Below are 14,660 nucleotides of genomic sequence, written 5' to 3'. Positions count from 1 at the left end.
CTCAATCGAGATAATTAGATGAACAAAATATATCGCTCTGTCTGGAGTGAAAAAGACCAAACGTGGGTGGCTGCTCCGGAAACCGCCGCAGCGCGGGGCAAGTCGGCGCGCACGCTCGCCGTTGTGGCCACCGGTGCCATCGGCATTTTCGCGACTTTCGCGGGAAGTTCGGCCAGTGCGGCAACGGCCGGTACGGTCGGCAAAGGTTCGCTCGAACTCTGCTCCGGCGCGTCGGGCTACGCGTGGGGCAATACGGGCGGCTCCGAAAATCTCGACTGTTCGACCGACGGCAAAGGCACGACCGACGGTCTCACCTTCTCGCTGAACAACGCCGGCGACGGCAAGGGCGGCTACGGTTTCGGCGCTTCCACGGCGCGCGTGTCGGGGTATAGCAACGGCACGCTCGTGAATTACGGCACCACCGTCGAGATCCACGGGACCGCCGCGACTAGCGGCAACGACGCAGCCGTCAAGGTCTTCGGCAAGACTTCGTTCGACAGCCAGGTCATGATGACGGGCCACAAGATCGTCGGCGTGGCCGATGGCGACGTGACGGCAGATAGCAAGCAGGCGGTGAACGGCTCGCAGTTGTATGCGGCTCAACAGCTGATCGGCGGCCAAATCGCCGATGTCGTGCGTTACGATTCGTCGGCACACGACACCGTCACGTTCGGCGGCTCGGACGCAGCGGCGCCGGTCAAGCTCACCAACGTCGCGGCGGGCAACCTCAGCGACACGAGCACCGACGCCGTCAACGGTGCACAGCTTCACGCCACGAACCAGAACGTCACGAACCTCGCGGGCGATATCACCAACATCAACGGCAAGCTCGCCGACGCCGTGTTCTACGACTCGTCTGCGCACGACACCGTCACGCTCGGCGGCGCGGACGCAGCGTCGCCGGTCAAGCTCACCAATCTCGCGGATGGCGCGGTCACCGCATCGAGCGCCGACGCGGTGACGGGCGCGCAGCTCTATGCCGTCGACAAGAAAATCGACAGTTCCGCGCTGCACTATCTCAGTGTGAATAGCGATGCCGGCTACGGCAACTACAACAACGATGGCGCAACCGGCGCCTACGCCATCGCAATCGGCTCTGGCGCGACGACGGGCGGTTATGTGGGCGTGGCGCTCGGCACGAACTCAGACGCCACGGGCGACTATGGCGTGGCCATTGGTCTGAATGCCCTGGCGTTCGGCGCCGGCGACATCGCACTCGGCGCCGGCGCCTCAGCCATCGAATGGCGCGACGTGGCGATCGGCATGGGCAGCACGGCATCCGGCGGCTCGGCGGTGTCGGTCGGGTCGAGCAGCAGCGCGACCGCGTATCACTCGGTCGCGGTGGGTCCGGCGGCAGCGGCAATCGGCGCGAATTCCGCCGCGTTCGGTGACGGCGCAACGGCGTCCGGATTTGCGAGCCTCGCGATCGGCGTGAACGCCCTCGCTACGGAGAGCCTGTCGATCGCACTCGGCGCGGACGCGAAGACCGCGTCGCCTGTAGCGACCACCGGCGCCACGATCGGCGACAACGACTACACCTTCGCGGGCGCGAACCCCGTCGGCACGCTGAGCATCGGCGACACGAACGCGGAACGCACGATCATCAACGTCGCCGCGGGTCGCCTGAACGCGGAGTCCACGGACGCAGTCAACGGATCGCAGCTCTATGCGACGATCCAGGAAACCGGCGCCAACACCACGACGATCAACAACCTGACGTACAACATCACGCACGGCAAGGTCGGTCTGGTCCAGCAGGACAACGCGACGAGCGACATCACCGTCGCGAAGGAAACGGACGGCGCGAATGTCGATTTCACGGGCACCGAGGGCGCGCGCCAGCTCGTGGGTCTCGCGAACGGCATCGCCAGCAGTGCGGCGGTGAACGTGGCACAGATGGCTTCCGCCGGCTTCCAGTTCGACAGCACGGGCGTGGTGACCAACCAGGCCGTCACCTATCTCCCGGGCACGATTGATTCGGGCAGCCCGCATATCGAACTGAACCCGGGTGTGGGCGACAGCAAGTATTTCCGCAATACCGAGGATCGCGCTGACGGACTCTTGCCGGTCGGCACGCGCATCAGCAACGTCGCCAACGGCATTCTGCAAACCGACGCGGTCAACGTCGGACAGGTGGCGGATATTATCGCCGAGCTCACGCCGGGCCTTGGCGGCTTGTCGCTGAAGAGCGCAGCGCTACTCGGTGCGGACGTCAATGGCAGCTCCGGCGTCGATTCGTCGGGCCGCAGCAGCGCCTACCAGACCGCGGCGTACTACTCGCAGGTCGCGGGCTACGCAAACGGCGCGGGCGGCGCGGCTCCCACCGACATCGCACGCGCATTGGGCGCGGGCTCGATCGCCATCGGTTCGAGCGCCTATACGCCCGCGATGAATGCCATCGCGCTCGGCGTGCAGGCCTATGCGAACGCGAAGGACGCAGTCGCGCTCGGCGCGGGTTCGGTGGCCAACCAGGCGAACACGGTCTCGGTGGGCAGCGACGGCACGGGCGCTTACACCGCGTACGACGCCGACGGCAACAGCTATACCGCCCAGAGCCAGGCCAACACGCGCCGCATCGTCAACATGGCTGCCGGTCAGGCCGACAACGACGCGGTCAACGTGGGCCAGATGCGCAGCGTCGTGAGCGCGCTCGGCGGCGGCGCGTCGATCAATTCGGCGGGCGTGTTCGTGGCGCCGTCGTATTCGGTGGGCGGCTCGGTCGTCAACAACGTCGGCGACGCGATCGCGAACCTCGACAACCGCGTGACGCAGAACACCAGCGCGCTCGCGGAACTCTCGGACGCGTCCAATGCCGTCTCCTCGGCGCAGTCCTCGACGCATATGGCCGCTGTGAACCGCACCTTGCTGGCCGCCACCGACACGACCACGGCGGGCACGAGCACGGACAGCAGCGCCCTGCACTACGACACCGACGCGCACGATCAGGTCACGCTCGCCAGCACGAGCGGCGGCAACGTCAAGCTCAGCGGCCTGCAGAACGGCACGCTGTCCGCGGCCAGCACGGACGCCGTCACGGGCCAGCAGCTCTATGCGACCAACCTGCAGGTCGATGCGTTGAACCAGGCCGTGCAAAACATCAGCACGACCGGTTCCACGGCGATCGCGGTCAATAGCGCCAACGGTGCCGCCTCGGCGACCAAAGCGCAGACCATCGCGGTCGGCGGCGGCGCGGCGGCTTCGGGCAACAACGCCACGGCCATCGGCGATTCGTCGGTCGCTTCGGGCGAAAGCACGGTCGCGCTCGGCCGCAACGCGTCGGCGACCGCGTCGAACGCAGTCGCAGTCGGCGCGAATTCGGTCGCGGATCGTGCGGATTCGGTGTCGGTGGGTTCGGCCGGTTCGGAACGCCAGATCACGAACGTCGCGGCGGGCACGTCGGGCACGGACGCAGTCAACATGAACCAGATGAACAGCGCGCTCACGCAGCAGTCGAACACGTTCAACCAGCAGGTGCAAAGCCTGCAACGCTCGATCAACACGGTCGAGAAGAACGCGTATGCGGGCGTCGCGGCGGCCATGGCCATGCCTAACCTCACGCCTTCGGGTCCGGGCAAGACGGTGGTCGCGGCGGGTGGCGGCTACTACAAGGGCAGCAGCGCGGCAGCGGTCGCCGTCACGTATCGCTCGGCCAATATGCACTGGCTGGCGAACGTCGGCGTGGCGGTCACGAACAATGGCGATGCGGGCGCACGCGCCCAGGTCGGCTACGAGTTCTGATCGGCACACGGTTGAGCGCTCGCATCTCGCGGGCGCTCAACCGCGCGGCAAACAAAAAAGCCACGAACGCAAGTTCGTGGCTTTTCTCATGGCGAAGCGCGAAAACGCTGAAGCCTGCGCCTAAATCAACGCCCCGCCGCGTCCATCGCTTCCTGCGTGAGCCACAGCGACTCCGGCAGATCCTGCTCGTTGAGATTGAGTCCGTCGCCGCCACGATCGACGACGATGAAATCGCTCACGTCGCCCAGCGCGATCAGCGGGTGATGCCAGACGCCCTTCGCGTAATTCACGCCCTGCCAGCCGCTCGACACGAACGCGCGAATCTTCGCCACGTCCAGATCGCCGGCCGGCGCCACCACGACGAGATACGGCTTGTCGTTGAGCGGCACGAACGCCTGACTGCCGAGCGGATGACGTTCGAGCATCTTCACCTCGAATGGCAGCACGCGCGGCTGGCCGCGAAACAGGTTGACCAGCGTGCGGCCGCCCTCGTCAGCGACATCCACGTTCGCGAGATCGTGATAGCGGATCGTCGTGCCGAGGTTGATCGGAATCTGCTTCGCGCCTTCGAGCTCGATGACGTCGCCGAACGGCGCGAACGCCTCGCGCGTGAGCGGCTCGATGGACAGCGTGGTACGGGTATCGCTCATGATGAGGCTCAGGCCAGCGTGCCCCACAGACGCACGCGCGACACGCCGCCGTCCGGGATGATGTTGAAGCGCACGTGCGTGACCGGGCCGAGTGCCGCGAGCTCGCTCTCGAAGTAGTGCTGATTGTCCATCTGCAGCTTCTGTTCGCCGAGCAGCACCGGCCAGAACATCGCCTGCGTCACGAGCGAGCTGTCGGTGCCGCCGACCACGCGCGCGGCCTGGAACGAGCAGCGATCCGGATAATTGCCCTTGAAGTGCGCCGTGTCGACTTCGATCTTCTTGATGATGCCCGGCTGCGCGAGCGCGATGATCGCCCAGTCGTTGCCCGGTTCGCGGCGGCGGCGCGTTTCCCAGCCGTCGCCCATGTTCACGCCGCGGCCCGGCATCAGGATCGTCGAGGCGAGACCGAAGTGCTGGTTGTTCGCGCCCACGAGATACGCGCCGTTTTCCATCGCGGCGAGGTCGAACAGTTCCGTGCGGCTGGCGCCTTGCCAGTCCAGCTGCGGCTGACCGTAGACGCGCAGACGCGCGATGCCGCCGTCCGGGTAGATGTTCACGCGCAGATGCGTGAACGGCTTGTCGCTGCCCACTTCCACGTAGTGATGGCTGTTGCCGTTCAACGACATCGACGGCACGATTTCCGTCCATTGCGTCGAGCCGTTGGGCGCGCCGTCAGGCACATAGGCGGCTTCGACGGACGCCGCGGGCGGATAGTTGCCCGTGAAGTGGCTGGTATCGAGATCGAGGCCCTTGATGACGCCCGGACGCGCGAGCTTCACAACGCACCAGTCATAGCCCGTCGTGCGCTTGCGGCGCGTTTCCCAGCCGTCCATCCACTTGCCGTGATCGTCGTACTTGCCCGGGATAAAGACGGCCGGCTCCGGATTGAGCATGCGCTCCTTCGGCGCGAAGAAGTCGTCGCTCGCCTCGAGCGCCTGCGCGCCCAGACGCGGGTCCGCGAGATTCACGTAGCGGCGCGTGAAGTCAGGTGCGTTGGGGTCGAGAGTCGGGAGTGCCATCTTTGTCTTCCTTCGTATCTTTTCGGTGGATCAAAAAGGCGCTGCGCCCCGCATCGGTTGCCGGGGCGCATCGCCAGGTCACGCGTCGATCAGCTCATCCAGCCTGAAGCGCGCAATACGGTAAATCTGGTCGAGGCTCGCGCGCATTTCGTCGGCGCGGCTGTTGCTCACGCGCGATTCGAAGTTCGCGATGATGCCGTGGCGGTCATAGCCGCGCACCGCGAGAATGAACGGGAATCCGAACTTCTCGCGATAGGCGCGGTTGAGCGCCTGCAATTTGTCGAACTCTTCCTGCGTGCACTGATTGAGGCCTGCGCCGCTCTGCTCGCGCGTCGATTCGGCGGTCAGCTCGCCGCGCACCGCCGCCTTGCCCGCGAGTTCCGGGTGAGCGTTGATGAGCGCGAGCTGCTGCGCCTCGCCCGAGGTTTCGACGGCGCTCGACATCGTCTGGTGCAAGGCGTCGATGCTCGCGTACGGACGCTGCCGCGCGGCCGCTTCGGCCACCCACGGCGAGTGCTCGAAGATGCCCGAGAGCGCCGCCACGAAGGCGTCGGTCGCGGCTTGATTCAGCTGGTCGAGGGTGTAGTGCATTGCCTTCATGCGGCGGCCCCGCGGTTTGCGTTCTGTTGCGGTTGATGGGGATGGTGCTCGCGCCAGTGACGCGCGATGTCCACGCGGCGCGTGACCCACACGCGCTCGTGTTTTTCGATGTGATCGAGGAAGCGCTGCAGCGCGCGGAAACGCCCCGGGCGTCCGAGCAGGCGGCAGTGCATACCGATCGACAGCATCTTCGGCGCTTCGTCGCCTTCTTCGTAGAGCACGTCGAACGCGTCGCGCAGATACGTGAAGAAGTGATCCGCCGTGTTGAAGCCTTGCGGCGTGGCGAAGCGCATGTCGTTGGTGTCGAGCGTGTACGGCACGATCAGTTGCGGCGAGGTCTTGCCGCCCGTGACTTCCACGTCCATCCAGAACGGCAGGTCGTCGCCGTAATAGTCGGAGTCGTACAGAAAGCCGCCGTATTCCGCGACCAGACGGTGCGTGTTCGGACTGTCGCGTCCCGTGTACCAGCCGAGCGGACGTTGGCCCGTGACGCGCTCGATCGCCTGCATGCCGAGCTTCATGTGCTCGGCTTCGAGTTCGGGCGTGGCGTCCTGATAGTGAATCCAGCGATAGCCGTGGCAGGCGATCTCGTGACCGAGTTCGACGAACGCGCGCGCGAGATCGGGATGACGCTCGATCGCCATGCCCACGCCGAACACCGTGAGCGGCAAGGCGCGCTTTTCGAATTCGCGCAGAATGCGCCACACGCCCGCGCGCGAGCCGTATTCGTAGATCGACTCCATGCTCATATGACGCGACGGATACGCGGCCGCGCCGACGATCTCGGAGAGAAACTGCTCGGAAGCCGGGTCGCCGTGCAGCACGCAGTTCTCGCCGCCCTCTTCGTAGTTGAGCACGAACTGCACCGCGACGCGCGCGCGGCCAGGCCAGTTGGCCTGCACCGGATGGCGGCCATAACCGATCAGATCGCGGGGATATTGGGGATCGAGTGGCATGCTGGTCGAATCTATCGAATGGTGAGGATGAAACACACGCTGGAAACGGATTCTGGGTCCGCGCGATACCGGTATCACCCGCCTGCAAGCCTTGCGCCACAAGGATTTGCGGGATTCGACGGCGATCTGCTTCACGGACCGGCCCAGTGTAGCGAAATCGTCAGGCCGCGCCCATACGCACGCTCAGATAGTGCGGGTCAAGGGAGGTGTATGAGCCGGGCGGGCCGCGCCCGGCTTCTATGCTCGCCTGACACGCGTTTACCCGTAGCGCAGCGGGCGTACCGGCGGCGGCGTGTCGGTGGCGCTTGCGGGACTGGACGGGCTGAAGCGTGCGAATTCGCCGTCGTAGCGCTTGGCGAGCGGACGCGCGAAGTCGCCGCGCTTCGCGGTCGTGAGGCGCAGCGCGACCAGCGCCTCGACCCACTTCACGGCGGCCGTCACGCCATCGACGACCGGCACGCCCAGCGCGTCCTCCACCTGCGCGCACAGGCTCGTCATGCCGGCGCAGCCGAGCACGATTGCATCGCTGCCGTCTTCGTCGAGCGCGCGCCGGCATTCGTCGACGATCGCGCGGCGCGCCGCCGAACCTGGCTCGTCGAGTTCGAGCACGGCCACGTCGATCGCGCGCACGTTGCGGCAAAAACGCGTCATGCCGTAACGCTCGGCCAGATGCCAGGCCATCGCGCGGGTGCGCGAGAGCGTCGTCACCACCGAGAAGCCCGGCGCGAGCACGCTCGCCGCGTGCATGGCCGCTTCGGCGATGCCCACCACCGGGCCGCGCGCCAGCTCGCGCGCCGCGTACAAACCGGGGTCGCCGAAACACGCGATCACATAGCCGTCGATACCCTCGCGCTCGCCCGCCTCCACTTCGGCGAGCAGACCGGGCGTCGCGAGCGCCTCGTCGTAGTAGCCCTCGATCGAGGGCGGCCCCATGGTCGGGCTCACGGCCACCACGTCGGTGCCCGGCGAAACGACGGCGCGCGCGCACTGCTCCATCGCGGCCGTCATGCGCTGCGTGGTGTTCGGATTGATCAGTTTGATACGCATGGCATTTCCTTCGTCGATACCGGGTTCAGGCCTGGGCGCGGGCGCGTTCGCCCATCGTGAAGGCGCGATAGAACAACGCGCCGAGCGCCGCGCCGATGAACCACGAGAAGTTCGCCGCATTGCCGAACGACGGCACCATCACGCAGATCGTCGCGATCACGGCGGCCGGCAGCAGCGCGGCGACCGCGCGCCAGTTCACGCCGTTGCTGTACCAGTACGCGCCCTTCGGCGACACCGAATACAGATCGTCGACAGCGAGACGGCCACGCTTCACGAGATAGAAGTCGACGATCAGGACACCGTACAAAGGTCCGATGAAGGCGCCGAGCACATCGAGCGTGTAATGAATCACGGCCGGATTGTTGAACAGATTCCACGGCGTGATGAAGATCGATGCTACCGCCGCGAGCATGCCGCCCGCACGCCAGCTGATGAGGCGCGGCGCGACGTTCGAGAAGTCGAACGCCGGCGACACGAAGTTCGCGACGATGTTGATGCCGATGGTCGCGATCGTGAACGTGAGCGCGCCGAGAATCACGGCGGTCGGATGATCGATGCGTCCCACCGTTTCGACCGGATCGGTAATCAGTTGTCCGAACACGGGCAGCGTCGCCGCCGTCGTGATCACCGTGACCAGCGAGAACGCGAGGAAGTTGACGGGCAAGCCCCAGAAGTTGCCGCGATGCACGCTGCGCAGCGACTTGCCGTAGCGCGAGAAGTCGCCGAAATTGAGCATCGGCCCCGAGAAATACGACACCACGAGCGAGACCGCCGTGATCATCACCGGAATCACTTCGGTGCCGTGATACTTCACGCCGCCGAGATTCAGGCCGATGTTCTGCCAGCCCGCGCGATAGACCATGTAGCCCGCGAGCGCGAACATCACCACGTAGACCGCCGGGCCCGCGAAGTCGATGAACTTCTTGATGGTGTTCATGCCGTTCCAGAACACGAAGGCCTGCAGCACCCACAGCGTCATGAATCCGGCCCAGCCGACCGTCGACAGACCGAGCATGCCGTGCTTGTGCACGTCGGCATAAGGCATCAGTTGCGGAACGAACTTGAGCACGACGATCACGAGCGCGCTCGACGCGAGGTAAGTCTGGATGCCGTACCACGCGACCGCGATGAGGCCGCGAATCACGGCGGGAATATTTGCGCCGAGCACGCCGAAGGTGCCGCGGCACGCAACCGGATACGGCACGCCGTGACGCTGGCTCGGACGCGCAATCAGATTGCAGAGCACGTTGACGATCGAGATGCCGACGATCAGCGCGACCAGCACCTGCCAGCTCGTGAGGCCGAGCGCGAACAGCGAGCCCGCGAACACGTAGCCGCCGACGCTGTGCACGTCGGACATCCAGAACGCGAAGATGTTGTACGCGCCCCAGGTTTGCTCCTTGAGCGGCGCGAGATCGTGGTTGTAGAGGCGCTCGCTGTAGCCGGCCGGCAGCCTCAGATCGTCGGCGCCATCGCCGCTATTGCCGCTTTCGCCTGAATCGAAACCGGGCACTGCCGGACTGCCTGGAGATGCGCTGAACTGAGCCATGACCCGCTCCTTGAGATGGATACGCCGACGGAAAAAAGACGCCTGAACGCCTCGACACGCGCGCCGCGCCGCCTGATGCGGCCGCCGCGATGATTCCCTGCGAATGCACGGGCCTTGCGCCGCGTGCTGCGCACCGCGCCGGTCGCCGCTTGCGCGCGCCCTGATCGCCGTGCCCATCGTCATGCCGATGCGTGGACGCACAACGCCTGGCGGCGCGCACATCACGATCGTTCGAGTCCCTCGGATTACGTCACGCGGCGGCAGAGCGGTGCACCGCCGCGTCTCACTTCAGTTCGGTTCAATCCTGCTTCGGCGCGGCCGCCACGCTCGTGCGAGCGCCGCCGCCCTGCCCGATTCAGCGCCCGGACGTCGCGGTTTCGCGCGTGCCGAACACGTCCTGCAAATCCACCGATGCGCCCGCCGGGCGGTCGAGCATCTTCAACTCGACGCCCTGCAAATGCCGCACCATCAGCGCCGCCGCTTCCTGCGCCTGGCCACTTTCGAGCGCCGTGAGAATGGCCTCGTGATCGTCGTACGAACACGGGCTGCGTCCCGGCGATTCGTAGAGCGCCGAAATCAGCGTCGAGCGCGCCACCAGGCCGTTCAGGCAATCGCACAGCACCGTGTTGCCGGTGAGCGTCGCGAGCGCCGTATGGAACTCGCCCGACAGGCGGATCCACGCCGGGAAATCGCGGCTCTCGAACGCCTTGCGCTCGCGCCGGATCGTCTCGCCGATGCTCTTGAGACGCCGGCTGCCGTGCTGCGCGCTGCAGATGCGCTCCACCACCGCGATTTCGATGATGCGGCGCATTTCGAACACCTCGTGAACCTCCTGAAGCGACGGGCTCGCGACAAACGCGCCCCGGTTCGGCTCCAGATCGACGAGATGATCGGTGGCCAGCAACGCGAGCGCCTGGCGGATCGGCCCGCGCTTCACGCCAAACACTTCGCACAACTGCGCTTCCGTGAGCTTCGCGCCCGGCGGCAGACGATGCTCGAGGATCGCGGCGCGGATACGCGCGGCAATCGCCTCGGGTTTCGTGCCAGTCGCGTCGGCTTCGGTTTCGCTGTTTCGCATGTCTGTCACCTTGATGTTGGGTATGCTAGTTTGGACATAAAGATTGTCAACAATTTTATCGGCTAACCTGGGGAAGATACCCACGACGACGCAAGGCACGCATGCATCGTTGCGGCGAAACCCGCTTCATTACGGGGCGGAACGCACTTTCATGGTGACCAACATGCCCCATGACGGCTCTTTTTTTGTCAACAATCTTGCGCACAGGCGGTTCCATGAACATCCTCCTGCGTCGGATGAAACTGGCTGTTAGTTGCGAATGTGGCGACAAAAAAAGCGCCCGAAGGCGCCTTGCTCACTCGTCGTTCAGCCAAGATGCGGATATCCGCTCATCTGCAGCTCGAATCCGTGCGCGTGGGCGCGCAATTGCGCGTCGGCGCCGAATGGCAGCGTGACCATATCGGGGATATGGCCGAACGGCAGGCCCGTGATGACCGGAATGCCCGCCACCGCGCGAATCTGCTCGATCGCGGCGTGCAGGTCGTAACCGTTGTCGTAGTCGAACGGCTTGCCGCCCGAAAAATCGCCGAGCACGAGCGCCTGCTGCCGCGCGAGGATGCCCGAGAGATGCAGCTGGTACAGCATGCGTTCGACGCGAAACGGCTGCTCGTTCACGTCCTCGACGAACAGGATGCCGCCCTCCACCGGCGGCATGTACGGCGTGCCGATCAGCGACGTGAGCACAGCCAGATTGCCGCCCCAGAGCATGCCCGAGACATTGCACTGCTGAGCCTGCGGCGCGTTCACCTTGAGCGTGTACTCGGGTTTCGTCAGCACGTCCCAGAAGTGACGCATCGTGAAATTGCTGAGCGTTTCCGCGCCGAAATCGCTGAGCAGCATCGGGCCGCCGAAAGTCTTGACGCCTGCGCGCGCGAACAGCGCGAGCTGGACCGCCGTGAAATCGCTATGGCCGACTAACGCGATCGGCTGATCGGTCAGGCGCCGCTGCAAGCCTTCGTAGTCGAGGCCGTGCAGCACGCGCACCGCGCCGTAGCCGCCGCGCACCGCCAGCACGATGTCGGGCAGCGCGCGCGAGGGATCGGCGAGACGGTTCAGTTCGGCGGCGCGCTGGCCGTCGGTGCCCGCGAAGCGCTGAAAACGGCGCTCGGCGGCTTCGATGTTCTGGACGCGGTGACCTTCGGCGCGCAGACGCGCGATCCCGCGATGCACCGCCGCCGGATCATGCGGATAACCCGACGGCGCGATCAGTTCGATGGTGCGATGCTTGATCATGTTCGAGGCGATGAGGCTCGCCGGGCTGCGGCGAGCGGGTCAGGACGGGGTGTCGTCGGACGGTGCGGCGGTGGGGTCGGCAGCATCGGCGGCCTGCTCCGCCGCGGCGCGACGTGCTTCGCGGCTGGCGCGGCGGCGCTCGGCGAAGAACGCACGCAGCGCGTCGCCGCATTCAGTTTCGAGCACGCCGCCCATCACGCTCGTGTGGTGGTTGAGCTGGTCGTTCGAAAAGGCGTCGACGACACTGCCGCACGCACCCGTCTTCGGATCGCGCGCGCCGTACACGACGCGCGAGATGCGGGCGTGCATGATGGCGCCCGCGCACATCAGACAAGGTTCTAGGGTCACATAGAGTTCGCAGCCGGGCAAGCGGTAGTTACCCAGCGCGGCGCCGGCTGCGCGCAGCGCCGCCATTTCGGCGTGCGCGGACGGATCGTGCGTGCCGATCGGATGATTGAAGCCCGTGGCGATGACTTCGTCGCCGCGCACCAGCACCGCGCCGACCGGCACCTCACCCGCCGCGCGCGCTTCGTCGGCGGCGGCTTGCGCGAGGCGCATGAAATGGCGGTCGCGTTCGGTGACGGGATCGGGTTGAGGTGGGACTTGAGGATCGGCTGCGCCAGCCGGTTCAGCGCCGACGCCCGGCTGCGGCGTCTCGTCGGGCGGCGTCGCGCCCGGAACGACGCTCACGCGGCGCCCGCTGCGAAGCCGCCCTCGCCCGCCGCGCGTTCGGACAGGCGTTCGGCGATACGGCGGCGGTACTCGTGCGGCACGACCATCGGCCCACCGCGCAGCGACTCCAGCGCCATGTCGAGCGCGAGCATGCGCGCGCGCAGGCGGCAGCGCGCGGCTTTGTTGTCGCCGACCTTGGCGAGTTCTTCCTGGAGATCGCGCAGCGCGCGCAGTTGTTCGACCGCGGGCGGCACGAAACCGGCGTTCTTCAGGATGCGGTTCGCGACCCGGACGTCTTCGGGCACGAACGGGTCGTCGTCGAGTTCCTGGGGCGCTCCGGCGCCATCCAGATCGTCGAAGTCACCGCGCGCAGCTGCGGCGGCAATCCGTTGTTCGACGAGGGCATCAAGCAATTTCATCGGCAATCCACTACGTTGCGGCCCACGCATTCTATCAGGGTAAGACCTGGAAGACCGTCGCCGTCTGTCGTGGGACACGTCAAGCTCTTACAGGTTGACAGACGGTCAGTTTGATGCGAAGCGCATTAAATCAGACGAAGGTCGCAAAACCGGAAAAGTCCGATGGCGCAAAGACTTGGCGCAGCGTTAGTGTCGTCGATCAGGCACGCGCGTGGCGCGTCCCTCGCTCTACGTTCTCTGGTGCGCACAAGATGAAAAAATGCGGGTGTTTCGATGACAATTCGGCGAGAAATCGCGCGGCGCTCGCGCGCAAGGCGCGTCTTGCCGCGATCTGCCTGTTGATGGCCGCCAGCCTGAGCGGCTGCGGCGTGTTCTGCGGCGCGGCGGGCGGCAGCGGTGGCGGCGTCGCCGGCGGGTGTGGAGCCGGAATGCGGTTCTAAAAAAGCAAAGGCCCCGCTTGCACGGGGCCTTGCCTTGTCTGGACGAGCGACAGTGCTTAATCCTTCAACACCTTGCCGACCGCATCGACCACGACGCTCACGTTCTTCTCATTGAGCCCGGCCACGCACATGCGGCCCGAACGCAGGATGTACACGCCGAACTCTTCCTTGAGCCGATCGACCTGCTCCGCGCTCAGCCCCGTGTACGTGAACATGCCGCGCTGCTTGACGTAGCGCTCCAGCGCCTCGCCGCTCACGTGCGCCTTCAGCCCGTCGTGAATCTTCACGCGCATGCGGGCGATGCGTTCGCACATCGCCGCCAGCTCGGTTTCCCACGATTGCTTGAGTTCCGGCGTCGAGAGCACACGCGTGACGATCTTCGCGCCATGCGTCGGCGGATTGCTGTAGTTCGAGCGCACTGCGCCGGTCAACTGGCCGAGCACGCGGTCGGCAGCCGCCGCGTCTTCGCAGATCACGTGCAGACCGCCGCAGCGCTCGCCGTAGAGCGAGAAGTTCTTCGAGAACGAATTCGCGACCAGCGCCGGCACGCCACGGCGGCCCAGCTCGCGCACCGCGAACGCGTCGGCGTCGAGGCCCGCGCCGAAGCCCTGATACGCCATATCGACGAACGGCAGCAGATCGCGCTTTTGCAGCACGTCGATCAGCTGCACCCACTGCGCGTCGTTCAGATCGACGCCGGTCGGGTTATGGCAGCACGCGTGCAGCAGCACCACGCTTTTCGCCGGCAGCGCGTCGATGGCCGAGAGCATCGCGTCGAACTTCAGGCCGCCCGTTGCTTCGTCGTAGTACGGATACGTGTTCACCTCGAAGCCCGCGCGCTCGAAGATGAAGCGATGGTTTTCCCACGTCGGATCGCTGACCCACACCTGGCTTTGCGGGAAATAGCGCTTGATGAAATCGGCGCCGACCTTGAGCGCGCCCGAACCGCCGAGCGTCTGCACGGTCGCGATGCGTGCCGCCGCGCGCGACGGATTCTCCGCGCCGAACACGAGCGCCTGCACGGCGTCGCGATACTGCGCGAAACCGGCCATCGGCAGATACGGCTTCGGACCCGGCTCGTTGAGAATCGCCGCTTCGGCCGCGTGGACGGCCTGCATCACCGGCAAGCGGCCGTCATCGTCGAAATAGATGCCAATGCTCAGATTGACCTTGTTCTGGCGCGGATCTTTCTGGAAGTTCTCGTTGAGCGAGAGGATCGGGTCGCCGGGATAGGCATCGATGTGTTCGAACATGACGGT

General features: G+C 65.8%; 13 protein-coding genes. 2 read left to right on the top strand and 11 right to left on the bottom strand.

Features of this window, described 5'->3' with window-relative positions:
• The first annotated feature begins 18 nt into the window (after positions 1-18).
• Positions 19-3,738, top strand: coding sequence for an ESPR-type extended signal peptide-containing protein (locus LDO54_RS05755; RefSeq protein WP_224007803.1), 3,720 nt, complete (start codon positions 19-21; stop codon positions 3,736-3,738).
• 125 nt (positions 3,739-3,863) lie between these two features.
• Here LDO54_RS05755 and LDO54_RS05750 read toward each other — a convergent pair whose 3' ends face one another.
• From LDO54_RS05750 to LDO54_RS05705, 10 genes are all read right to left on the bottom strand, one after another.
• Complete coding sequence (locus tag LDO54_RS05750; RefSeq protein ID WP_224007800.1) at positions 3,864-4,388, bottom strand: ureidoglycolate lyase; 525 nt, start codon at positions 4,386-4,388, stop codon at positions 3,864-3,866.
• Positions 4,389-4,396: 8 nt separating this feature from the next.
• Positions 4,397-5,407 carry an allantoicase gene (gene alc / locus LDO54_RS05745; RefSeq protein ID WP_224007797.1) on the bottom strand — a complete coding sequence of 337 codons (1,011 nt, stop codon included), beginning with the start codon at positions 5,405-5,407 and terminating at the stop codon, positions 4,397-4,399.
• Positions 5,408-5,485: 78 nt separating this feature from the next.
• On the bottom strand, positions 5,486-6,007 hold the full coding sequence (gene uraD / locus LDO54_RS05740) for a 2-oxo-4-hydroxy-4-carboxy-5-ureidoimidazoline decarboxylase (protein ID WP_224007794.1): 522 nt from the start codon (positions 6,005-6,007) through the stop codon (positions 5,486-5,488).
• A complete protein-coding gene (gene puuE / locus LDO54_RS05735; protein WP_224007792.1) occupies positions 6,004-6,963 on the bottom strand; it encodes an allantoinase PuuE in 960 nt (319 codons plus the stop codon). Before puuE ends, uraD begins: the two co-directional genes overlap by 4 nt.
• A 258-nt stretch (positions 6,964-7,221) precedes the next feature.
• Positions 7,222-8,010 (bottom strand): aspartate/glutamate racemase family protein, encoded by a 789-nt coding sequence (locus LDO54_RS05730; protein ID WP_224007789.1) that lies wholly within the window; start codon positions 8,008-8,010, stop codon positions 7,222-7,224.
• A 25-nt stretch (positions 8,011-8,035) separates the two neighbouring features.
• The gene (locus LDO54_RS05725) at positions 8,036-9,559 is read right to left on the bottom strand and encodes an NCS1 family nucleobase:cation symporter-1 (protein WP_224007787.1); all 1,524 of its coding nucleotides are present in this window, start codon (positions 9,557-9,559) and stop codon (positions 8,036-8,038) included.
• 355 nt (positions 9,560-9,914) lie between these two features.
• Complete coding sequence (locus LDO54_RS05720; RefSeq protein WP_224007784.1) at positions 9,915-10,637, bottom strand: GntR family transcriptional regulator; 723 nt, start codon at positions 10,635-10,637, stop codon at positions 9,915-9,917.
• Between the two features lie 306 nt (positions 10,638-10,943).
• A complete protein-coding gene (ldcA, locus tag LDO54_RS05715) occupies positions 10,944-11,870 on the bottom strand; it encodes a muramoyltetrapeptide carboxypeptidase (protein WP_224007781.1) in 927 nt (308 codons plus the stop codon).
• Positions 11,871-11,909: 39 nt separating this feature from the next.
• Complete coding sequence (gene tadA / locus LDO54_RS05710; RefSeq protein WP_224007778.1) at positions 11,910-12,560, bottom strand: tRNA adenosine(34) deaminase TadA; 651 nt, start codon at positions 12,558-12,560, stop codon at positions 11,910-11,912.
• Positions 12,557-12,961 (bottom strand): DnaJ family domain-containing protein, encoded by a 405-nt coding sequence (locus LDO54_RS05705; RefSeq protein ID WP_224007775.1) that lies wholly within the window; start codon positions 12,959-12,961, stop codon positions 12,557-12,559. The genes tadA and LDO54_RS05705 overlap by 4 nt, the downstream gene beginning before the upstream one ends.
• A gap of 113 nt (positions 12,962-13,074) precedes the next feature.
• Here LDO54_RS05705 and LDO54_RS05700 point away from each other — a divergent pair, with 113 nt between their 5' ends.
• The gene (locus tag LDO54_RS05700) at positions 13,075-13,401 is read left to right on the top strand and encodes a hypothetical protein (RefSeq protein WP_224007772.1); all 327 of its coding nucleotides are present in this window, start codon (positions 13,075-13,077) and stop codon (positions 13,399-13,401) included.
• A 56-nt stretch (positions 13,402-13,457) separates the two neighbouring features.
• Here LDO54_RS05700 and LDO54_RS05695 read toward each other — a convergent pair whose 3' ends face one another.
• Complete coding sequence (locus LDO54_RS05695; RefSeq protein WP_224007755.1) at positions 13,458-14,654, bottom strand: amino acid aminotransferase; 1,197 nt, start codon at positions 14,652-14,654, stop codon at positions 13,458-13,460.
• Positions 14,655-14,660: the final 6 nt, after the last annotated feature.

Origin of the sequence: Paraburkholderia tropica (assembly GCF_914484835.1) — a bacterium.
GTDB lineage: Bacteria > Pseudomonadota > Gammaproteobacteria > Burkholderiales > Burkholderiaceae > Paraburkholderia > Paraburkholderia tropica_A.
This window is presented reverse-complemented; position numbering and strand designations above follow the sequence as displayed.